This window comes from Hymenobacter terrigena (assembly GCF_054776515.1).
In genome coordinates this window covers 1657944-1680185 of sequence record NZ_BAAHBU010000001.1, presented here as the reverse complement: position 1 = coordinate 1680185, position 22242 = coordinate 1657944, and the positions used below count along the sequence as shown (strand labels likewise).

Here is a 22242-nt window from a genome sequence, read left to right as displayed (position 1 = left end):
CTCCCTTCCTTACCTAAGAAGGAAGAGGTGTGGCCGTTTCCGGGTCGGCTCGCGTATTCCCTCTACTTTCGTTGTTCTTACCTTTGGCGTTGGCCAGGCCAACCACCTCATTGATTTCCGTGCGCATTTCCCCCTCCACCAAGCGTCTTCTTATTGGCATTGCCAGCAGCTTGGCCGCAGTGCTGCTGCTGGCTTTTGCCGTGTTTCAGTGGAAGCGCCAGCAGCTGCTGGATTATGCCTTGAAAGAGGTAAAAGCCAAGATTGAGCGCAAGTACCCGGTGATTCTCACGCTGGGGCCGGCCCGGTTCGCGGGCTTCAAGACCGTTGAAATCCAGGGCATGAGCCTGGTGCCCAGCGCTGCGCCGACCGATACGCTGCTCACCGCCAAGCGGCTGCAGGCCAGCCTGAGCGTGCGCTCTTTGTTTGCCGGCCGGCCGGTGTTCAGCGGGCTTGAAATCATGACGGCCCGCCTCACGGCCCGCAAAACGGCTACTTCCGACAACTTCGGCTTTCTGGCCAAAAAGCAGAAGGCCAGCACCGTGCCGCAGGACACCACCAAGGGCACCAACTACGGCCTGCTGCTGAACCGCGCCCTCGAAACGGCCTTCGACAACGTGCCCGGCGAGGCCAATTTTACAAATTTCTACGTGAGCTACGCCAGCCCGCACCACACGGCCCTGCTGACGCTGCCGCAGCTTAAGATTCAGGACGGCGACATCTCGGGCCGCCTCACGGCCACGATTGATTCGGTGTCGAACGAATTGGGCATCAGCGGGCACATCGAGCCCCGCGACTATGCCCTTACGGCGCGCGTATTTGGGGTGGGTGGCTCTGTGCAGCTGCCCTACGTGCCGCGCCGCTTCGGCGCGCTAGTGAGCTTCGATACGGTGCAGGTGCGGCTCGATAGCAAGGATTTTGACGACGATGATACCGGCGGCCGCCTCACGGTGCACGGCGCGCTGGCGGCGCGGGGCTTCAGCCTCTACCATCCCAAGCTGGCCTCCAACGAGATTGAAGTGAAGCGCGGCTCCCTCGACTTCGTGGCCACGCTGGGCCGCGGCACCGTGGCGTTGGAAAAAGGCAGCCAGATTACGGTGAACAAGCTGGTGCTCTACCCCGAAATCAGCGTGCGGATGAAGCCCAGCCGCGCCGTGAGCATCCGCGTGAAATCGGCCGAAACCCAGGCCAACGACTTCTTCTCCTCGCTGCCCACCGGCATCTTCGATGAGGTGCGCGGCACCACCGGCACCGGCACCCTCACCTACCACCTCAATGCCAGCCTCGACATGGCCCGCGTGGATAGCCTGAAGTTCGATTCGGGCCTGCGGGGCAAGAATTTCCACATCACGGGTTTTGGCGAAGAAGACCTGAATAAGCTGAACACGGCGTTCCAGTACACGGCTTACAACGACAAAGGCGACTCGCTGCGCACCTTCGCCGTGGGCCCGCCGAACCCGGACTTCGTGCCCTACAACAACGTGTCGCCCTACCTCATCCACGCCATTACCACGGCCGAGGACCCGCGCTTTTTCTCGCACCACGGCTTCATGGAGCAGGCGTTTGTGAAATCGGCCATCCAGAACATCAAGGAGCGGCGCTTTGCCCGGGGCGGCAGCACCATTTCGATGCAGCTGGTGAAAAACGTGTTTCTGAGCCGCCAGAAAACGGTGGGTCGTAAGGCCGAGGAAGCCCTCATCGTGTGGCTGCTCGAAAATGCCCACATCGTCAGCAAGCAGCGCATGTTCGAGGTCTACCTCAACATCATCGAATGGGGCCCGAGCAAGTACCGCTGGCCCAGCGGCAAGCGCGGCGTGTACGGCGTGAAGGACGCCGCCCTGTTCTACTACGGCAAGCGCCCCGATGAGCTCAACCTGCCCGAGAGCCTGTACCTGGCCAGCATCATCCCCAAGCCCAAGTTCGCCCGCTATTCCTTTGATGCCTACGGCGACCTGCGCCGCAGCACGCGCTACTTCTTCCGCCTCATTGCCGACATCATGGCCACGCGCGGCCTCATCACCAGCAACGACCGCGAAAGCCTGCCCTACGCGCTGCACCTCGGCGGCCCGGCCCGCCAGTACATGGCCTTCGCCGCCCGCCCCGACACCACCCGCACCACCGCCCAGGCCGATTCGAGCCAGTTTGAGCCCCTCAACCTGATTGACCTGCTGAACACCGGCGCCGCCCCTGATGCCGGTGTGAACACCAACGCGCCGGATACTGAGCCGGCCAAAGCCCCAAAGTAAGCGCCACTACCATCAAAAAAAGGCTGTTCCGTAAGGGGCAGCCTTTTTTGATGGCCATGCGCCGGCCTTAGGTTTCCCGCCGGGGCCATACCAGCGAAGCCACCACGCTAAGGGCGAGCAGGCTCCCCACCACGCCAAGCGCCACCGGCATGGGAATGCGCACCATGTTTTCGAGCAGAATTTTGGCCCCGATGAACACCAAAATCAGCGACAAACCATAGTGCAGGTGGTGAAACAGGCGCATCATGCTGGCCAGGGCAAAGTACATGGCCCGCAGCCCCAGTAGGGCAAATACGTTGGAGGTGAAGACGACAAACGTGTCACGCGTGATGGCCAGAATGGCCGGGATGGAGTCGACGGCAAATACGATGTCGGTGGTTTCCACCATCACCAGCACCACGAAAAGGGGCGTGGCGAAATGCAGCCCATCTTTCCTGACAAAGAATTTGCCCTCTTCCTGCTGCCGCGTGATGGGCAGGTGGCGGCTTAGGAAGCGCACCACCGGGTTATTTGCGGGGTCGATTTCGGGCTCGCCGCTGCTCAGGCCCATCCGGATGCCCGTGTACACAAGAAATACGCCGAGCGGATAAATCAGAAAGTGGAACCGGGCCAGCAGCGTGCCGCCCACCAGAATGAAAATGGCCCGCAGCAGCAATGCCCCGAGCACGCCCCAAAACAGGATGCGGTGCTGGTACATTGGGGGAACCCTGAAGTAGTTGAATATGAGCAGAAAAACGAAGAGGTTATCCACGCTTAGTGCTTTCTCTACCAGGTAGCCTGTGAGCCATTGAAGGCCGGCCTGGTGGCCCATGGTGCGGTACACCAGCGCGTTGAAGCACAGCGACAGGCCCACCCAGAACGCGCTCCAACCCAGGGCTTCGCGCAGCTTTATCTCGTGCGCCTGGCGGTTGAAAACCAGCAGGTCGAGCAGCAGCAGGGCCACCACGAATACCGTGAAAGCCAACCAGAACAGAGGCGTGTTTTCCATGCGTATGGTAAGGTACGCCGGGGCGGGGGGCCGGTTGGCGGCGCTGGGCTGAAAGCCGGCTATTTGCGGTTGCCCACTGGCTTCAGCGGGCGCAGCCAGCTGCTGGCTTTCATTTGCAGCACCCCAAAAAAGGCTTCCTGCACAATACCTTTCGACATTTTGGAGGTGCCCCGGGTGCGGTCGGTGAAGATGATGGGCACTTCCTTGATGCGGAAGCCCAGCTGGTAAGCCAGCCACTTCATCTCAATCTGAAAAGCGTAGCCCACAAAGTGAATGTTGGCCAAATCGATGGCCCGCAGCACCCGCGCCGTGTAGCACTTAAAGCCCGCCGTGGCGTCGCTGATGGGCATGCCCGTGACGAGGCGCACGTACCAGGAGGCGAAATACGACATCAGCACCCGCGACATGGGCCAGTTCACCACGTTCACGCCCTGGATGTAGCGCGAGCCGATGGCCATGTCATAGCCCTCCAGCGCGCAGGCGTCGTGCAGGCGCAGCAGGTCTTCGGGGTTGTGCGAAAAGTCGGCGTCCATCTCGAACACGTACTCGTAGCCGTGGGCCAGCGCCCACCGGAAGCCGTGCAAATAGGCCGTGCCCAAGCCTTGCTTGCCGCTGCGCTCTTCCAGAAAGAGGCGGCCCGGAAACACGGTTTGCAGCTCGCGCACGATGGCGGCCGTGCCGTCGGGCGAGCTGTCGTCGATAATCAGCACGTCGAATTCCCGGGCCAGCGACATCACCTTGCGGATAATCAGTTCCGCATTTTCGCGCTCGTTGTAGGTAGGAATCAGGACGAGGCCTTCGCTCATGGAATACAAATTGACCTCAAAGATAGGGTTTCGGGACGCGAAGCTGCATGACCAAAATATTAGGCCGTTACTATTTAGCCCGGCGCTGCAGGCAAACGGCCCGGCCATTCAGGGGCCGGCGACTTTAAATAAGCTATTTATCAGCCGCTAAGAGGCCCGCCCGCATCCGGGCCTGGCGGATGCAGTCGGGCACGCTCACGCCCACGCGCCAGTTGGCTACCGCCAGAATATGTTCGGCTTCGAGGGTCTCCGCGGCGCGGTGGGCGTCCACAATGCGCGCATCGAACTGCGGAATGCTGCGCGGCCAGGCGTAGCGCCCCTGCCAGCGCGGCGCGCCCGTGATGCCGTAAAACTTGCTCAGCTCGGCGTGCACGGCAGCTTTTTGCGCTTCCTCAGGCTGGCGGGCGGCGTCCTCGTACTGCGCCCCGCCCACGAAGGTGGTAAACAGCACCTGGCCTGCCGGCACCCGATTGGGGTAAATGCTGCTGGTCCAGACGGAGCCGGCTGCGTAAGTTCCCTCCACCTTTGGGTGCAGCGCCCCGAAGCCGTTGAGCGGGTGCGCCACGGCGGCGCGGTCGTAGGCCGAAAATATGGCCGTCATGGGCGGATAGTACACGGCGGCCAGGGCAGTAGCCGCTTGCGGAAACAGCGGCTCCAGCAGTGGCGCGGCGGCGTAGGCGGGCAGCGCCAAGGCCAGATGCGTGTAGCCGGGCGCGGCCTCCAGTCCCTGCGGGCCTTTCAGCTCCAGTTGATACGTGCCATCGGCGGCGCGGGAAATAGCCGTGACGGTGGTGCCGGATTGGTAATTGGTGAGCCTGGCCGCCAGCGTATCGGTGATGGTTTGAATGCCGTTTTTGAGCGTGATGATGCGGCGGCGGCCGGCGCCTTTGCCGCCCTTTATGAGCCCGCGCAGCACCGAGCCGTACTGCTGCTCCAGCGCTGGTAGTTGCGGGAAGGTCTTATTGATGAGCAGCTTTTCGGGGTCGCCGGCGTAGATGCCGGCCATGAATGGATTGACAGCATAGTCCACAACTTCGGAGCCGAAGCGGCGGCGGAAAAAATGGGCTACGGTTTCCTGTGGGTCGATGGGCGCGGCGGGCTGGCGGAATTCTTTCAGCAGCTGCCACTTCGCTTTCAGGCTGAAAAAGCCGTTGGTGAGCAGGCTGGGGGGCGAGCCGGGCATGCTTTGGTAGCGGCCGTCGCGCAGCACGTAGCGGTGCTGGCTCACGGCGGCGGCGTCCTGAATCTGGTCGGTAAGGCCGAGGTCGGCCAGCAGCTCTTCCAGCTCGGGGCTTAGTTGCAGCGAGTTAGGGCCGGTTTCGAGCAGGTAGCCTTCGGGCGTGGCCCAGCTGCGCAGGTTGCCGCCGGGGCGCGTATCGGCCTCGAACAAGTCGTAGGCCACACCGCTTTTTTGCAGGTGCCAGGCCAGGGTGAGGCCGCTGATGCCGCCGCCAATAATAGCAATTTTCATGTAGCGCGAACTTTGTAGTTCGCGACCCCGCGCTGTTTCAACGATTCGCTAACGGCACCGGGACGCGAACTACAAAGTTCGCGCTACTTCCTTTGTTATAATGACAACAAAAAACAAAGCCGTTTTTCTCGACCGCGACGGCGTGCTGAACGAAGAAATTGGCCACTACGTGTGGCAACCGGAGGAATTCGTAATCTGCCCCGGCGTGCCCGAAAGCCTGGCCCGACTCAAAGCCGCCGGCTACCTGCTCATCGTCGTCACAAACCAGGCCGGCATTGCCAAAAAGCTCTACACCGCCGCCGAGGTCCACGCCTGCCACGCCAAGCTGCAAGCCGCCTGCGACAATGTGATTGACGCGCTCTATTTCAGCGACGCGCATCCGAGCGTGAGCGATTCCATTCTGCGCAAGCCCGGCTCCGGCATGCTGGAAAAGGCCGTGGCGCGCTTCAACCTGGACCCCGCGCAGTGCTGGATAGTGGGCGACCGCCTCCGCGACATGGAAGCCGGGGCCACCATCGGCGTGCGCGGCATTCTGGTAGGCGAGGAGGAAACCGGTTTCACGCCCCACGTTGCCGACTTGCGGGCGGCCACGGATATTATCTTAGGGCAATGACAGGCAAAGACCAAAAGCCGGGATGGGTAGCCAAAAACCGCAACATGTTGTTTTTGCTGGCCTGCGTCATCCTCGGGCAAGTGGTTTTTTACTTCACCACTACGGCCAACAGCAAGCGCGAAATCGAACGCTACAAAGCCCTGCAACTAGCCAGCCGCGTGGAGAAAGTCCTGGCCTATTCCCACGGAATTCAGAAGGTGAAGCTGGCCACCGGCGAAACCCAAGCGCTGGCCTTGCCCGCCGCTGGGCAGCAATACATTCAGGTGGGTGATTCGGTGGTGAAGGCCGCAGGTAGTGATAGCATCACCACCTACCGCCGGTTCTCTGCTTACACGGAGGTGTCGGTTTTCGGCCCGGACTCACCGAATAAGACGGGCCTCATCAGGCGCTACCAAATCCAAAAGCCATAAAAAAAGGCCGGCCTCCCAAGTGGGAAGCCGGCCTTTTTTGCATCGAAAATCGAAAGCGCTACTGGCGGGCAGCCGGGGTAGCAGCACTGGCCGTGATGGGCGAGGAAACGCGGTTGGCTTCCTTGGTGCTGCTGTAGGCGGGGCACTTCTGGCGGTTGCAGGCGCCCAGGGAGAGGGCCGCGAAGCCGGCGGCGAGCAGAACGTACTTTTTCATAATTATATAAAAACGGGTGAGGGGTTGCGGGGTTGGGCTTCAAAGATAAGCAGCCAGCCTAATAGTTCACTACAACTCCTTAACGCCGAAATTGAATTATTCGTATCCGAGGATGCGCATCATGCTGCCAGCTTCCTGCTGGGGCGTGAAAACGGTATCGGTGAGGGTGCCGTCTGCGGCGCGGTCGAGGATGACGTGCTGCGGGGCGGGGATGAGGCAATGCTTGATGCCGCCGTAGCCGCTGAGGCTCTCCTGATAAGCGCCGGTGTGGAAGAAGCCCACGTAGAGCGGCTGCGCATCCGCCGGCTTGCGCTCGGGCAGGAAGGTCTGGTAGATGTGCTTCTCGGAGTTGTAGTAGTCCTGCGAGTCGCAGGTGAGGCCGCCGAGCTGGATTTTCTTGTATTGCTTCTCCCAGCCGTTGAGGGCCAGCATGATGAAGCGCTGGTTGAGGGCCCAGGTGTCGGGCAGGTTGGTGATGAACGAGCCGTCAATCATGTACCAGAGCTCCTTGTCGTTTTGCAGCTTCTCGTCGAGGATGCTGTAGATGGTGGCTCCGCTTTCGCCCACCGTGAAGATGCCGAACTCGGTGAAAATGTTGGGTTCGGGCACGCCCTCCTGGGCGCAGATGCGCTGGATGGTGCGCAGGATTTCGGCCACCATGTAGGGGTAGTCGTAGTCGGGCTGGATGCTGGTTTGGATGGGCAGGCCGCCGCCAATGTCGATGGTGGTGAGGGTGGGGCACACCTTGCGCAGCTCGCAGTACTTGTGCACGAAGCGGCTCAGCTCGGACCAGTAATAGGACGTGTCCTTGATGCCCGTGCTGATGAAGTAGTGCAGCATGGTGAGCGTGAAGCGCGGGTCGTCCTTGATGCGCTGCTCGTAGATGGGAATAGCGTCGGCGTAGCGCACGCCCAGGCGCGAGGTGTAGAACTGGAAGCGCGGCTCCTCGTCGGAAGCCAGGCGCATGCCCATGTTCACTTTCTCGTTCACGTGGTCGTGGTAGTACTCGATTTCGTTGGGCGAATCGATGATGGGCATGCAGTTCACAAACCCGTCGTTAATCAGGTCGGCGATTTCCTTCTTGTAAGCCTCGGGCTTGAAGCCGTTACAGATGATGTGCTTCTGCTTATCGACCTTGCCCTGGGCGTGCAGGTTGCGGATGATGCTGATGTCGAACCACGACGAGGTTTCGAGGTGGATGTCGTTTTTCAGGGCTTCTTCGAGGACGAAGCGGAAGTGCGACGACTTGGTGCAGTAGGCGTAGGAATAGGAGCCGGTGTAGCCTGTCTGGGCGATGCCGTCGGCAAACCATTTCTTGGCCCGCTGAATCTGGGAGCTGATTTTGGGCAGGTAGGTGAGGCGGAGCGGGGTGCCGTATTTTTCGACGAGGCCCATGAGGTCGATGCCGTGGAATTGCAGCTCGTGGTCCTGCACGGTAAAGTCGGCCGTGGGGAAATCGAAGGTTTGGGAGATGAGGTCGTGGTACGTATCCATTCGGGTTTTGAAAACGGCGAAAAAGCCCGACCTTTGCGGCGGGCCGTACAAAAGTACCGCCGGGGTCGGGTTAACGGCCGGGAACCGATTGTTGTTCTTGCGTTATCCCGCCTCGCATCGTGACGATGGAATATTAGCGACTTGGCTACGGCAGATTCTTCTGCCGCAAGGCAGCGCAATTCTAATGTTTAGTGATGAATGGCTAATGATTAATTATCGGGCTACCGAAAAAATTAATCACTAATCATTATCCATTAATCATTAAGAAAGCGATGCCGTCCTTCTGCTATCCCAAATTCCCACCCTCCGATGAAACGCATCAAATTACTGGAAGTCCGCTCCGAGCTCGGGGCCGGCACCCGTGGCTCCAGCATGGGCATCGACGCCCTGCGCGTGGCCTGCCTTAACAAAGGCTCCAACTATTTCCGCCGGTTCAACTCCGTGGTCGTGCCCGATTTGAACCACGTGCTGTTCGACAAAACGCCGTTCCCGTTCGCCAAGCACATCGACGCCATTTACACCGTGCAGAAGGGCATTGCCGCCGCCGTGGAGCAGACGCTGCGCTTCGGCGAGTTCCCGCTGGTGCTGGCCGGCGACCACAGCAGCGCCAACGCCACCATTGCCGGCATCAAGGCCGCGTACCCGACGAAAACGCTGGGCGTTATCTGGATTGATGCCCACGCCGACATCCACTCGCCCTACACCACGCCCAGCGGCAACGTGCACGGCATGCCCCTGGCCGCCGCGCTGGGCATCGACAACCTCAAGCACCAGCGCAACATCCCCGACGCGGAAACCGAATTTTTCTGGCGCCGCCTCCAAAACCTGGGCGAGCCCGGCCCCAAGCTCACGCCCGAGCACCTGGTGTACGTGGTGGTGCGCGACACCGAGGAGGAAGAAGACGCCCTCATCGAAGAGCTGGGTATCAAGTGGGTAAAGCTGCCCGAAATCAAGGCCAAAGGCTCGCGCCAGCTGTCCCGCGAGATTTACGAGCACCTGCGCTTCTGCGACCTGGTCTACATTTCCTTCGACGTGGATAGCCTCGATTCGAGCTTCAGCATCGGCACGGGCACGCCCGTGGAGGACGGCCTCTACCTTTCCGAAGCCGAAAACCTGTGCCAGGACCTGCTGGAAAACGACCGGGTCGTGTGCTTTGAAATGGTCGAAATCAACCCCACGCTGGACAATGGGAATACGATGGCGAAGAATGCCTTCAACATCCTGGAAAAGGCGACGGATGCGATTGAGCGCCGGCTGCGGCTGGAGGAAGTGGTGAGTAGATAGCCACGCACCTTCCAAGCCCGCCGCCTAAGCTGCTGAAGAAACAGAAAGCCCCGCCAGTAGCTGGCGGGGCTTTTTTGTTTGTGTAGGCAGTTAGTTAAAATTATTAGTTCATTTGTGGGAACATTAAAACAAAAACGGATGAAAACGCCAGAAATCAACAAAGGGAGTTTAGAAGTGAATAATACAAAGCTTTTTATAGATGGATATTTAGCCAAAATCTCAGAACGATTTGAAGTTGCCATCTCAGAAGCTTTTGAAATATTTTCTATCGCTTCAATATTAGATAAGCCTTTTGGTGAAGTTAAAGACTTAGTTATTATTGAAGGTAAACAGGATGGGGGAATAGATGGATTAAGCTTTGAAGATTACAATGGTGAAATTACGATGCATTTATTTCAATGCAAAAATGTCAATTCATTGAAGCAAAATGATGTTGAGAAATTTATTCATGATTGTGAATCGATTTTCGTGAATGGCAGTAAACTCAATAAGCCCAATATGCAAGGTGTGAAAAATAAGGTGTCCGAATACGAGAGTTTTTTAAATAAGGGGAAAATTGTTGATATAAAAAAATATTTCATTTATAACGGGAATACTAGTGATTCCAGATACCCCAATAATGCAGAGGTCTATCAGGCATATCATTCAAAGGGCGATTTCGAAATCGTTGACGCGAATGAGCTCTATAATAAGGTTAGCTCTTTGATAAAGTCTCAAAACAGGCGCCATAAAGTTGATTTTATTTTCAATCCTCAGAACTCAAATCTTACTTCTCAAAAAGATAACCAAGGATTAATTAGCTTTTCAATGTATGAAGTCAAAGCGGCAATTTTTAGACTTGATGCGGTAGAACTGTGTGAAATGCTAGAGCAGGAAAAAAGTGTCAATGGGAGTATTGAAAAAATGTTTTCAGAAAACATCAGATGGTTTCTGGGTAAAAAGAATTTGACAAATCAAAAAATTGCAGAAACTCTCAAAAGTGACAAGAGTTATTATTTCCCATTTCTTAATAATGGCATAACTATAATTTGCGATGAGTTCAGGCTTCCGCAAAACGCTCAGCTCGGGAAGTATATAATCCCTGTCGTGAATCCTGTTATTGTTAATGGTTTGCAAACAACATATATTATTTACCAACAATTTTTGGAGGATAGAGATAGTTTGGCAGACGTTTCTGTAACGATACGACTTTATCAGACGGCTGACCCAGGCTTAGTCGAGCAAATTACAGACGCAACCAATACTCAAAGTGCAATAAGCTTTAAGGATAAGATTAGCAATAAGCAATTTAATATTTATGCCAAAGAGGTTTTTGACCACAAGTCAGTTGGCTATATTTCTAAGAGAGGAGAAGTCTTTACAAATTTAGTTAGCGTCGGCGCTGGTAAAGCAGTGAGGAGTGACCTGGTTTTAAAAATGTGGTATTCATCCTTCTATGAAGAGCCTTTTATTGCTTGCTTTCAAGAGCAACTGGCATTTAAGGATATTTACCAAGCTACCGTGGATGTGAAAAACGAATTGCATAGTGTTTTTAGCGGCGATATAAATTCCCCGCTCTATAGTCAAATGCTTTTCGCTTACAGTATCTATGACGTGTTTCATGATGTTTATAGAAAGGAGTCTAGCGAATTTTATAATGAGGAAAGGGTGGATAATATTCAAAAACTAAATGGACTTGCGGATGAATTTGTCATTTACATCGTTTACAAGCTTCTTGAGGGCTTTCTGCAAAATGTCAGTGTGGAAGATATAGTTACGGCTTTAGATGATGCTGCTTATTTGGTAAAGCCATTCGCAGATAATAATTACGCGCACGACAGGTTTTCCTATTTGACATCATCTGTCGACACTCATAGTGATGATGTTTATTATAATGCGATTTTCCTTGAGGTAATGAGTTTCAAAAATAGGAAAGATAAGATTGCAGCAATATTGGAAAGAAAAGTAAATCTTATATAGGTTTCTGGGTTTGATGCCAAAAGCCCCGCCAGACACTGACGGGGCTTTTTGTTGCTGTAAGTTTCGGGGGGCTATTCGGCTGGCGCGGCCCGGAGTTGCAGACTATCACACTTCCATTTCCTGCCGCCCTTGCCACAGCGCCCACAGCCCCAGCGCCGGCCCCACGGCCAGCGGTAACAGCAGTAGCTGCGGCGGCAGCAGCAGCGCCAGCCGGTTGGTGAGCTGAATGCTGCCAATGGTGAGGGCAAAGCCCAGGCAGTAGACGATGGTCAGCGCGGCCCCGCGCGTAGTGGCGGGGGCGTGCCGGGCCACCAGCGTGGAAAACATCGGCGAATCGGCCACCACCACCAGCCCCCAGAACCCTAGAAAAGCCCCCAGCACCGCCCCCGAGTCCGTGCCCAGCACCAGCCCAGAAGCCAGGCAGCAGCTGCCTGACAGCCCCAGCGCCCAACCCGCGACCCGGGCCGGCCCCAGCCGCCGGGCCAGCAGCCCCGCGCCCACACAGGCCAGGCTGCCCCCGCCAATGATGCCGAACGACAGCAGCGGCACCGGCAGGCCCGCCCCGGGATGCCGGGCATTGAAGGCCGCCAGCACCACCGGCACAAAGGCCCAGAACGTGTAGAGCTCCCACATGTGCCCGAAGTAGCCAAACGCCGCCGCCCGAAACGCCGGCTGCCGGAACCCCGCCAAAAATGCCGTGAGCGCCGGGCGCGTGCCAGCCCGGCGGTAGGGGCCATCGGGCACCAGCACGAGCATTGCCGCGCCGCCCAGCAGCGCCAAGCCAGAGGTAGCCCACGCCACCGCCTGCCAGGGCAGCGGCCCGCCCACACTCTTGAGCAGGTGCGGAAACGCGGTGCCCAGCACCAGGGCGCCCACCAGCCAGCCCAGCGAGCGTCCCAGTCCGGCATCGTAGTGGTCGGCCGCTATTTTCATGCCCACCGGATAGATGCCGGCCAGGAAAAACCCCGTGAGCACCCGGCAGCCCAGCAGCCCCGCCACCGGCAGGCCTGGCAGCACCAGCCCCAAGTTACAGAGGGCCGCCAGCGCCGCGCTCAGCGCGAATACCCGCGACGGGGAGAAGCGGTCAGCCACGGCCAGCAGGGCAAAGGTCAGGGTGCCGGCAATGAAGCCCAGCTGCACGGCGCTGGTGAGCGCAGCCACAAAACCCTGCCCCTGGTGCAGGCGCGCCGCCATATCGGGCGCCACGGCATTGCCGGCAAACCACAGCGAGGTGCAGCAAAACTGCGCCCCCACGATGGTGGGAAGAATACGGGACATGAACGGGAGCGGATGGGAGAGAGCCGGCAAAGTACCGCTATTTCGCAGAACGGCATTTTCCGTTGGCCGCGCCACCGCCTGCCCGTTGAGGGCGGATTGGTGCCCGCTGTTTTTTGGGGAGGGACTAAGGGAGTGAGGTTACCGCCAGCCCGTACCTTTGCCCCGTGCAACAATTAGAATCCTCCCTCAAAACCGCCCTGCAAACCGCCGCTCAGGCCGTTTTTGGCGTTGAAATCCCCGCCGCCAGTCTCACGCTCCAGCCCACGCGCAAGGAGTTTGCCGGCAGCTTCACCCTCGTCACCTTCCCGCTCACCAAGGCCCTGGGCAAGGGGCCGGAGCAAATCGGCCAGGCCCTGGGCGAGTGGCTGAAAACCCACGAGCCCCGCGTGAGCGGCTACAACGTGGTGAAAGGCTTCCTGAACATTGAAATTGCCGATGCCGAGTGGCTGGCCGTGTTTGAGCAGCTGCGCGCCCAGCCCGCCACCGCGCCCGTCGGCACCGATGGCGGCCCGCAAAATGTGGTGGTCGAATACTCCTCGCCCAACACCAACAAGCCCCTGCACCTGGGCCATTTGCGCAACAATTTCCTGGGCTACTCGGTGGCCGAGATTCTGAAAGCCACGGGTGCCACGGTATCCAAGGTGAACCTGGTGAACGACCGGGGCATTCACATCTGCAAGTCGATGCTGGGCTACCAGCGTTTTGGGCATAACGAAACCCCGGCCAGCGCCGGCATCAAAGGCGACCACCTGGTGGGCAAGTATTACGTGCTTTTCGAGAAGCATTACCGCGAAGAGGTGAAGCAACTCGAAGCCGAAGGCGTGGCCGCCGACATCGCCAAGCGCCAGGCCCCGCTGATGCTGGACGCCCAGCAGATGCTGCAACAATGGGAAGCCGGCGACGACGAAGTGGTGGCCCTGTGGCGCCAGATGAACGGCTGGGTTTACGAAGGCCACAACGCGACCTACAAGGCCATTGGCGTCGATTTCGACAAGTTCTACTACGAATCCGGGACCTACCTGCTGGGCAAGGAGCGCGTGGAAGAAGGCATGAACAAAGGGGTGTTCTTCAACAAGGAGAACGGCTCGGTGTGGGTTGATTTGCAAGCCGAAGGCCTCGACGAGAAGCTACTGCTGCGCGGCGACGGCACCAGCGTGTACATCACCCAGGACCTGGGCACGGCCGAGCTGAAGTACCAGGATTTCGGCTACGACAGCAGCATCTACGTCATCGCCGACGAGCAGAACTACCACATGCAGGTGCTGCAAGCCACGCTCAAAAAGCTGGGCAAGCCCTACGCCGACGCCATCCACCATCTCAGCTACGGCATGGTGGACCTGCCCACCGGCAAGATGAAAACCCGCGAAGGCACCGTAGTGGATGCCGACGAGCTGGTGCGCGACGTGGAAGAAGCCGCCAAAGCCGCCACCCTCGAAAAAGGCAAAACCGAAGGCCTCTCGGATGCCGAGCTGGAGGAATTGTACCACATGCTGGGCCTTGGCGCACTGAAGTACTACCTGCTGAAAGTGGACCCCAAGAAGCGCATGCTCTTCAACCCCGAAGAGTCCGTGCAATTGACCGGCGATACCGGTCCGTTTATCCAGTATTCGCACGCCCGGATTGCCGCAATTCGCCGCAAAGCCGCCGAAATGGGCATCGCCGAAACAGCCGATTGGAGCCAAATCACAGGCCTCGAAGCTACCGAGCGTGAGCTGGTGCAGGAGCTGGCCCGCTACGCCTCGGTAGTAGCTGAAGCAGCCCGTAACCTCTCGCCGGCCGTCGTCGCGCAATACGCCTATGACCTCGCCAAGGCCTACAATAGGTTCTACACCGAGGTGTCGATTTTCCAGGAAACCGACGTGGTCAAGCGCAGCCTGCGGGTGGCGCTGTCGGCGCGGGTAGGGGAGCAGATTAAGCAGTCGCTGAAGCTGCTGGGCATGCAGGTGCCCGAGCGCATGTAGTTTTTACCTGTCATTCCGAACGGAGTGAGGAATCTGGAGATATTATTTTCCAGATTCCTCACTCCGTTCGGAATGACAATTTTATCGCCTATGAAAAGCATTGCCGTTTACTGCGGTTCCAGCGCCGGAACCAACCCGCTCTACATTGCCCAGGCGAAAGCCCTCGGCGCGGCCATGGTCGCGCAGGGCCTCACGTTGGTGTACGGCGGTGGCCGAGTGGGCCTCATGGGCACCATCGCCGATGCCGTGCTGGCCCTCGGCGGCAAGGTAGTTGGTGTCATTCCCGATTTTCTGGATGCCAAGGAGCTGGCCCACAAAGGCTGCACCGAGTTGTACGTGGTAAAATCCATGCACGAGCGCAAGCTCATGATGGCCGACCGCGCCGACGGCTTCATTGCCATGCCCGGCGGCTACGGCACCCTCGAAGAGCTGTTTGAAGTACTGACCTGGGGCCAGCTCGGCCTGCACCAAAAGCCCGTGGCCCTGCTGAACGTGGACGGCTACTACGACCTGCTCCTGCAATCCCTCGACCGCATGCGCGATGACCAGCTGTTGCGCGCCGAAAACCGCGCCCAGCTCCTGCAATCCGCTAACCCAGAAGAATTATTGGCGCTGATGGCGGCGTACAAACCGGTGCAATTGGAGAAGTGGCTCACGCCGCCCACTACCTGATTGCACTCGCGGACTAAAAGTCTGCGCTACAATCAGGCAGTCCGAAAACCTATTGACCTTCGTAAGGTTACGCAAACACTACTTACGCCAAATCATGAAAAATTCCCTGCTTCTCACGCTGGCTACCGCTGCCACGGCTGTAGTCATTATCGCAGCCAAGCCGGCTGCCCCCACCGCCATGACCATGCCCGCCGAAACCACCGCCGCCCCCACCTCCGTGTATGATTTCACCGTGAAATCCATCGACGGCAAAGAAGTGAAGCTGAGCAAATACAAAGGCAAGAAGCTGCTGATTGTGAACACCGCCTCGAAATGCGGCTTCACCCCGCAGTACAAAGAGCTGGAGGAGCTGTCGAAGAAATACGGCAATAAGGTGGTTGTGCTGGGCTTTCCCTCGAATAGCTTCAACCAGGAACTGGCTTCCAATGCAGAAGTAGCCTCGTTTTGTGAAAAGAACTACGGCGTGACCTTCCCGCTGTTCGAAACCGTGTCGGTGAAAGGCGACGACGCTACGCCGCTCTACAAATACCTGTCAGACAAGACCAAAAACGGTGCAGTATCTGACGCGCCGAACTGGAATTTCTGCAAATACCTGGTCGATGAGAAAGGCCACGTGGTAAAGTTCTACAACTCGAAGGTGACGCCCCTGAGCCCCGAGCTGGTGGCTGATATCACGAAGTAATTTTCTGTCGAAATGCATTTTGAAAGAACGTCGTGCCCTGCATGACGTTCTTTTGTTTTTATTTCTGTTTGCCTCGTTGCCCATGTCCCCCTGGATTTCTGCATTCCGCCCCCGTACGTTGCCGCTGGCCCTGGCCAGCATCCTCACCGGCGCATTTCTTGCCGCCGCCGCCGGCCATTTTAATGGCTTGGTGGTGGCCTTGGCCGCCCTCACCACCATCCTGCTGCAAGTGCTGAGCAACCTTGCCAACGACTACGGCGACTCCCAAAACGGCGCCGACAGTGTGCACCGGCAGGGCCCGCAGCGCGCCGTGCAAAGCGGCGCCATCACCCCGGCCCAGATGAAGCGCGGCATGTGGATTTGCGGCTTGCTGGCGCTGAGCAGTGGCCTGGCGCTGCTGTGGGTGGCCCTGGGCGCGGCGGGCATTGGGCTGTTTCTGGCATTTCTGGCGCTGGGGCTGGCGGCCATCTGGGCGGCGGTGAACTACACGGCGGGCTCGAACCCCTACGGCTACGCGGGCTTTGGTGATATTTCGGTGTTCCTGTTTTTTGGCATTGTGGGCGTGTGCGGCACGTATTTTTTGCAAACCCGCACGCTACCGCTGCAAGTGCTGCTGCCCGCTGCCGCGCTCGGCTGTTTCGCCACGGCCGTGCTGAACGTGAACAATATCCGCGACATTAATTCGGATGTGCTGGCCGGTAAAATCACGATTCCGGTGCGGCTGGGACCTATTCATGCGCGGCGCTACCACTGGCTGCTGCTGGTGCTGGGCATCGGCTGCGCCACGGTATTTGTGGCTCTCACGTACCACTCGCCGTGGCAATGGCTGTTTGCGCTGGCCACGCCGCTGTTTGCCTTCAATGCCATCCAGGTGTGGCAGCGACAGGAATCAATGCAACTCGACCCCTTGCTGAAGCAAATGGCCCTGAGTACGTTGGTGTTCACGGTACTGTTTGGGGTGGGGCAGGTGCTGGGGTAGAAGCTTCATTTACAAATCATATGGCTGGATTGTCTGCAGCTTCCAACTTGCTTGCTCCTGCATATTACTTGCTGGTAGAACAAGGATTTTCTGTGCGCTACGAATCGGCACAAAGCTGGTGGATAGCTGAAAAAGACGATATTCAATTACTAGCCTATGACCCCATTGAATTGTGTGGATTGGCCTTTATACAGGAGAAAAAAGGCAATGACTGGGCTGTTTCAGACGAAGCCATCGAAGCATTTCTGAAGATGGAATAATAATCTATGCTCTCTGAAAAAGAAACCACCCGACGCAGCAAGCTGCTAAGCCTCGTATTGCGCCACGAACCCGCCCACATCGGCATTAGTTTGGATGAGCAGGGCTGGACCGATGTGCCGACACTGCTGTCGCAGCTGGCAAAACATCAGCAGCCTCTCACGTTTGAGCAGTTGGTTTACATCGTGGAAACCAACGCCAAGCAGCGCTTCCGCTTCAACGACGACCGAAGCAGAATCCGAGCCAGCCAGGGGCACTCCGTCGACGTGGAGCTGGGCTACACGCCGGTGGCGCCGCCTGAAGTGCTGTATCATGGCACGGCCGTTCAGCATCAGGCGGCTATCCTGCGCGACGGGCTCCGGAAAATGTCGCGCCACCATGTTCACCTGAGTGCCGATATCGCTACGGCCCGTACCGTGGGCCGCCGGCATGGCCGGCTGGTACTATTCGAAGTGGCCGCCGGGCCGCTGCATCGCGAAGGCCAGGCTTTTTACCAAGCCGATAACGGCGTCTGGCTGACGGATGAGGTGCCGACTGGGTACCTGCGCCAGTTGCCCGAAATGGCGTAACCGTTGCACAGTAGGCATTAGGCAGAACCGCGGGTTTACCTTGCAGCCTCTACCCGCTACTGCATGCAACGCGCCTATTACCACGCCCCAATTGCCGATTTTCTCGGCCACCACGAAGACCAAGTTATGGGCACGCTGGCAGTGGCCCACAGGCACGCGTTGGAAGAGTTGCAGAAAAACGCTTGGCAGCAGCAGATTCGCATCCTGCAACGGGAGCTGGCCGGATTTGCGCACGGCTACGTGCTGTTCGAAGTAGCAATTCCGCGCATGGGCAAGCGCGCCGATGTCATCTTATTGCTAGATGATGCCGTGTTCGTGCTCGAATTCAAAGTGGGTAGCACTACTTACGGCCAGAGCGGCCAGGACCAAGTTCTTGATTATGCACTCGACCTGAAGAATTTCCACGCCGGTAGCCTCCACGCGCGCATTTTGCCGGTGTTGGTTGCCACTGGGGCGTCCGAATATGATAACCAGCTTCAGCCTTATGAGGATGGGCTTTATGAACCGCTGCTAGCCAATGCCACGCAGCTGACGGCCGTGCTGCAACTGGGCTTGGCCGCGGCCACCAACGCGGCGTTGAATCCGACCGAATGGGTGCAGGCTGGCTACCATCCCACGCCCACCATCATCGAAGCAGCCCAGGCGCTCTACAAAGGCCACCGGGTAGCGGACATTACCCGTTCCGATGCGGGAGCGGCCAACTTAGCCATTACCGGAACGTGCATTTCGACTATTATCGACCGCGCTAAAGCCACCGGGCGCAAAGCTATTTGTTTTGTGACAGGCGTGCCGGGCGCGGGCAAAACCCTGGCCGGCCTCAACATCGCCAACGAGCGCACGCAGGTAGATGCGCAGGAACACGCCGTATTTCTCTCTGGCAATGGCCCACTGGTGGAGGTGCTGCGCGAGGCCCTGGCCCGCGACAAAGTGCAGGACGAGAAACAGCACGGCAACCGCCTCAACAAGAAACAGGCGGTGTCACAGGTGCAGTCGTTCATCCAGAACATTCACCATTTCCGCGACGAAGCCTTACGCCACGCGGGGCCACCCATTGAGAGAGTAACGGTATTTGATGAGGCCCAACGGGCATGGTCAGCCCAGCAAGCCAGCAAGTTCATGCAGCAGAAACGGGGGCAGGCCGACTTCTTCATGTCGGAGCCCGAATTTCTGGTGGAAGTGATGGACCGCCACTCCGATTGGTGCACGGTGGTCTGTTTAATTGGCGGCGGCCAGGAAATCAATACTGGCGAGGCCGGCCTGGAAGAGTGGCTACGGGCTTTCGAAACACGCTTTTCGGCGTGGGATATTTACTACTCCCGCCGCATCCGCGACGACCGCAACTACCTGCCCGATGCCAGCGCCGTGGCCCGGCTGGATGCCTTGGTGGCTGAGCCGCTGGATGAGTTGCACCTGGCCGTTTCGGTGCGCTCTTTCCGGGCCGAGCAGCTGGCGGCTTTCGTGCAGGCCGTGCTTGATGCCAACCTGACCGAAGCCCGTGACCTCTACACCAGTCATTTACAGCAGGTGTATCCGCTATACCTCACGCGCCGGCTCGAAACGGCTAGGGCATGGCTTCGGCAGCATGCCCGCGGCACCGAGCGGTGCGGACTGGTGGCCTCATCGGGCGCACACCGGCTCAAGCCATTGGGGTTGAATATCAAGGACAAGATTGACGCGCCCGTGTGGTTTTTGAACGACCGGGCTGACGTACGCTCGTCGTACTACCTCGAAGACGTGGCCACGGAATTCGATATTCAGGGCCTGGAACTGGATTGGGTGGGAGTGGCTTGGGATGCTGATTTGCGGTTGCACCAGGGCCAGTGGCACTACCAGAAATTTGTGGGAACCAAGTGGCAGCAATGCCATACTGCCGACAGCCGCTGCTACCTACTCAATGCGTATCGGGTATTACTTACGCGCGCCCGGCAGGGGATGGTGCTGTTCATTCCGGAAGGCAATGCGGCCGACCCAACGCGCTTGCCGGGTTTTTATCAGGAAGTTTATGAATTCTTTCGGGCAATAGGCATTCCCGAGCTGGAGCAAATGCGGAGTTAAAGCAGAGCGTGCACCCATCCGCTATGGATGAAATACGCTTAGCCATTCTCAACCGTGCCCAAAACTATTTTCATCACCGGCGCGGCCACCGTCCGCCTCTTCGCCCAACGCGGCTGGCAAGTGGCTGCCACCATGCGCAATCCCGCCGATGCAAAGACCCAACCAATGACGCCGACCCCTACGCCAGCAAGATACGCAGCGTCATTGCCGCTTTCAACGAGCGCAGCGACGCCGCAAGCTTGAGCAGATTGCCGAAGTCATCTGCCGCTACCCTCGCAGCTGCGCTACATCGCCGGCGATGATGCCAAAGGCATCCTTGGCGCGAAAGCCTAGATGTACGAAGCCGATTTCGCAGCCATGATTCAGAAAAACTTCGGCATCTAGTTTACCAGGCTTCGCTTTCGTGTGAAGCTTTGCCGCACAAAAAAGCGGCCCCTTGAGGCCGCTTTTTTGTGCGGCAAAGCTACTGCTATTCGGTTGCTGCCGGGGCTGCGGGCGCATCGCCCGCTGGCGAAGCGCTGCCTTCCGGCTTGGGCCCACGGCTACGGTTACGGCCGCCGCGGCTACGGCGACGCTCGCCGTCGGCCCGAGGCTCCCGGACTTGGCTTGCGCCTTCCTTTAGTTCGCCTTCGGGGCGGGGCGGGCGGGCCTCGCCTGCCGGACGAGGGGCGCGCGGTTCGCGCGGTGGGCGGGCTTCACCCTCAGGGCGCGGCGTGCGCTCAGGACGGGGGCCACGGTCGCGGCGCTCTTCGCCTTCGGGGCGGGGTGGGCGCTGGTAGGGCACGCTAGGAGCTTGGCCGGCATCAAGGGCTGCCAAGGCATTTTTGGCGGCGGCGAGGCGCTCCAAGTGCTTGGGGTCTTTGGGGTCGGGGGCATCGCGGCGGGGTTTGCCACCATCCCGGCCACCGTCGCGGCCACGGCCACCTCCGCCACCTTCGCGGCGCGGGCCGCGGTCGCCGTCGGCACGGGGGCCACGGTCGCGGCCACCACCGCTGCCGCCGTGGCCACCACGGGCGGGGCGGCCACCGATTTTGCCACCCAGACCGGCGAAGCGCTTGGGGTCGAACTCGGGGGCTTCGCCCAGACCGAGCTCTTCGGTAATTTTCTGCTTCTCAATGTCGCGCTCAATGAGGCGCTCGATTTTCACCACCCGGTCCTGGTCCTGGTCCGAGATGAAGGTGATGGCCGTGCCTTTGGTAGCGGCGCGGGCGGTGCGGCCGATGCGGTGCACGTAGTCCTCGGCGGCGCGCGGGATGTCGTAGTTCACCACGTGGCTCAGCGAGTCGATGTCGATGCCGCGGCTGAGTACGTCGGTGGCTACCAGCACCGGAAACTGCTTGTTTTTGAAGGCGCGCATGATTTCCTCGCGTTCTTCCTGGGTGCGGTCGGAGCTGATGCCGCGGGCTTCGATGCCGAGCTTGTTTACCGCCTTCACGATGCCGCCCACGGCCGCTTTCTGGCTGGTGAAGAGCACCATGCTCTGCACGTCCTGGGTCTTGATGATGTGCTCGAGCAGGTAGATTTTCTGGCGGTCGTAGGCCATGTAGAACTGCTGGTCGATGCCGGCGGCGGGCTTGGAGACGGCCAGCCGGATTTCGTCGGGGCTCTTGAGAATCTGCTGCGAGAAGTCGCGGATTTTGCTGGGCATGGTGGCCGAGAACAGCAGGGTCTGGCGCTCCTTGGGCAGCTGGCGCACGATGTTGAGGATGTCATCGCTGAAGCCCATGTCCATCATCTTGTCGGCTTCGTCCAGCACCAGGTACTTGATTCGGTCGAACTTCACGTAGCCCATTTGCAGGTGCGCAATGAGGCGGCCGGGCGTGGCAATGATGATGTCGGCGCCGGAGGTGAGGGCGCGTTTCTGCTGCTCCCAGTTTTCGGATTTGCCGCCGCCGTAGATGGCGATTGAGCTGGCTTCCACGTAGTAGCCGAAGCCCATTACTTGCTCGTCAATCTGGGTGGCGAGCTCGCGGGTGGGCACCAGAATGAGGGTGGTGGTGTGGCCGTGCTTGGCATGCGAAATCTTGTCGAGCAGCGGCAGCAGGTAGGCGGCCGTTTTGCCGGTGCCGGTTTGGGCACAGGCAATGAGGTCTTTGCCGTCGAGGATTTTGGGGATGGCCTGCTCCTGAATGGGGGTGGCCTGCTGGTAGTTCATGGCGTCGATGCCAGAAAGCAGGTCGTCGTGGAGGTTAAATTCGTGAAACGTCAAGGTTCAGCTAAATAAAAGTTGGTAAAGGGCTGACCGTGATGCCTGGGCCAGCAAACCGCTTGATTTGAGGTAAAGATACGGCGCAGGTTAGGGTTGG

Annotated in this window: 19 protein-coding genes; 12 read left to right on the top strand and 7 right to left on the bottom strand. The window is 58.7% G+C overall.

Features of this window, described 5'->3' with window-relative positions:
• The first annotated feature begins 119 nt into the window (after positions 1-119).
• Positions 120-2243: a transglycosylase domain-containing protein gene (locus ACYU7Q_RS06975; protein ID WP_460608708.1), complete on the top strand. Its 2124-nt coding sequence runs from the start codon at positions 120-122 to the stop codon at positions 2241-2243.
• A 67-nt stretch (positions 2244-2310) separates the two neighbouring features.
• Here the strand turns inward: ACYU7Q_RS06975 and ACYU7Q_RS06970 are convergent, their stop codons facing one another.
• The 3 genes from ACYU7Q_RS06970 to hemG form a co-directional block, all read right to left on the bottom strand.
• Complete coding sequence (locus ACYU7Q_RS06970; protein WP_460608707.1) at positions 2311-3231, bottom strand: TerC family protein; 921 nt, start codon at positions 3229-3231, stop codon at positions 2311-2313.
• A gap of 59 nt (positions 3232-3290) precedes the next feature.
• A complete protein-coding gene (locus ACYU7Q_RS06965) occupies positions 3291-4037 on the bottom strand; it encodes a polyprenol monophosphomannose synthase (protein WP_460608706.1) in 747 nt (248 codons plus the stop codon).
• 133 nt (positions 4038-4170) lie between these two features.
• The gene (gene hemG, locus ACYU7Q_RS06960) at positions 4171-5508 is read right to left on the bottom strand and encodes a protoporphyrinogen/coproporphyrinogen oxidase (RefSeq protein ID WP_460608705.1); all 1338 of its coding nucleotides are present in this window, start codon (positions 5506-5508) and stop codon (positions 4171-4173) included.
• 100 nt (positions 5509-5608) lie between these two features.
• Between hemG and ACYU7Q_RS06955 the strand changes: the two genes are divergently transcribed.
• Both ACYU7Q_RS06955 and ACYU7Q_RS06950 read left to right on the top strand, forming a co-directional pair.
• Complete coding sequence (locus tag ACYU7Q_RS06955; RefSeq protein WP_460608704.1) at positions 5609-6121, top strand: D-glycero-alpha-D-manno-heptose-1,7-bisphosphate 7-phosphatase; 513 nt, start codon at positions 5609-5611, stop codon at positions 6119-6121.
• Positions 6118-6531 carry a hypothetical protein gene (locus ACYU7Q_RS06950; RefSeq protein ID WP_460608703.1) on the top strand — a complete coding sequence of 138 codons (414 nt, stop codon included), beginning with the start codon at positions 6118-6120 and terminating at the stop codon, positions 6529-6531. Before ACYU7Q_RS06955 ends, ACYU7Q_RS06950 begins: the two co-directional genes overlap by 4 nt.
• 58 nt (positions 6532-6589) lie before the next feature.
• On the opposite strand, the gene ACYU7Q_RS06945 is transcribed toward ACYU7Q_RS06950, so the two are convergent.
• Entirely contained in the window at positions 6590-6745 is a 156-nt protein-coding gene (locus ACYU7Q_RS06945; protein WP_198070108.1) for a hypothetical protein, read from the bottom strand.
• A 96-nt stretch (positions 6746-6841) separates the two neighbouring features.
• On the bottom strand, positions 6842-8239 hold the full coding sequence (locus ACYU7Q_RS06940) for a type III PLP-dependent enzyme domain-containing protein (protein ID WP_460608702.1): 1398 nt from the start codon (positions 8237-8239) through the stop codon (positions 6842-6844).
• 309 nt (positions 8240-8548) lie between these two features.
• Here ACYU7Q_RS06940 and ACYU7Q_RS06935 point away from each other — a divergent pair, with 309 nt between their 5' ends.
• Both ACYU7Q_RS06935 and ACYU7Q_RS06930 read left to right on the top strand, forming a co-directional pair.
• A complete protein-coding gene (locus ACYU7Q_RS06935; protein ID WP_460608701.1) occupies positions 8549-9523 on the top strand; it encodes an arginase in 975 nt (324 codons plus the stop codon).
• 138 nt (positions 9524-9661) lie between these two features.
• Entirely contained in the window at positions 9662-11482 is a 1821-nt protein-coding gene (locus ACYU7Q_RS06930) for an AIPR family protein (RefSeq protein ID WP_460608700.1), read from the top strand.
• A gap of 105 nt (positions 11483-11587) precedes the next feature.
• Here the strand turns inward: ACYU7Q_RS06930 and ACYU7Q_RS06925 are convergent, their stop codons facing one another.
• On the bottom strand, positions 11588-12760 hold the full coding sequence (locus ACYU7Q_RS06925; RefSeq protein WP_460608699.1) for an MFS transporter: 1173 nt from the start codon (positions 12758-12760) through the stop codon (positions 11588-11590).
• A gap of 164 nt (positions 12761-12924) precedes the next feature.
• Between ACYU7Q_RS06925 and argS the strand changes: the two genes are divergently transcribed.
• From argS to ACYU7Q_RS06890, 7 genes are all read left to right on the top strand, one after another.
• The gene (gene argS / locus ACYU7Q_RS06920) at positions 12925-14721 is read left to right on the top strand and encodes an arginine--tRNA ligase (protein WP_460608698.1); all 1797 of its coding nucleotides are present in this window, start codon (positions 12925-12927) and stop codon (positions 14719-14721) included.
• A 90-nt stretch (positions 14722-14811) separates the two neighbouring features.
• A complete protein-coding gene (locus ACYU7Q_RS06915; protein ID WP_460608697.1) occupies positions 14812-15393 on the top strand; it encodes an LOG family protein in 582 nt (193 codons plus the stop codon).
• Between the two features lie 94 nt (positions 15394-15487).
• A complete protein-coding gene (locus ACYU7Q_RS06910; RefSeq protein WP_460608696.1) occupies positions 15488-16075 on the top strand; it encodes a glutathione peroxidase in 588 nt (195 codons plus the stop codon).
• Between the two features lie 82 nt (positions 16076-16157).
• Entirely contained in the window at positions 16158-17054 is an 897-nt protein-coding gene (locus tag ACYU7Q_RS06905; RefSeq protein ID WP_460608695.1) for a 1,4-dihydroxy-2-naphthoate polyprenyltransferase, read from the top strand.
• Between the two features lie 20 nt (positions 17055-17074).
• Complete coding sequence (locus ACYU7Q_RS06900; protein WP_460608694.1) at positions 17075-17314, top strand: hypothetical protein; 240 nt, start codon at positions 17075-17077, stop codon at positions 17312-17314.
• A gap of 6 nt (positions 17315-17320) precedes the next feature.
• Entirely contained in the window at positions 17321-17881 is a 561-nt protein-coding gene (locus ACYU7Q_RS06895; protein WP_460608693.1) for an RNA 2'-phosphotransferase, read from the top strand.
• Between the two features lie 63 nt (positions 17882-17944).
• Positions 17945-19936, top strand: coding sequence for a DUF2075 domain-containing protein (locus tag ACYU7Q_RS06890; RefSeq protein WP_460608692.1), 1992 nt, complete (start codon positions 17945-17947; stop codon positions 19934-19936).
• Between the two features lie 469 nt (positions 19937-20405).
• On the opposite strand, the gene ACYU7Q_RS06885 is transcribed toward ACYU7Q_RS06890, so the two are convergent.
• Positions 20406-22145, bottom strand: a complete 1740-nt coding sequence (locus ACYU7Q_RS06885; RefSeq protein ID WP_460608691.1) for a DEAD/DEAH box helicase — start codon at positions 22143-22145, stop codon at positions 20406-20408.
• Positions 22146-22242: the final 97 nt, after the last annotated feature.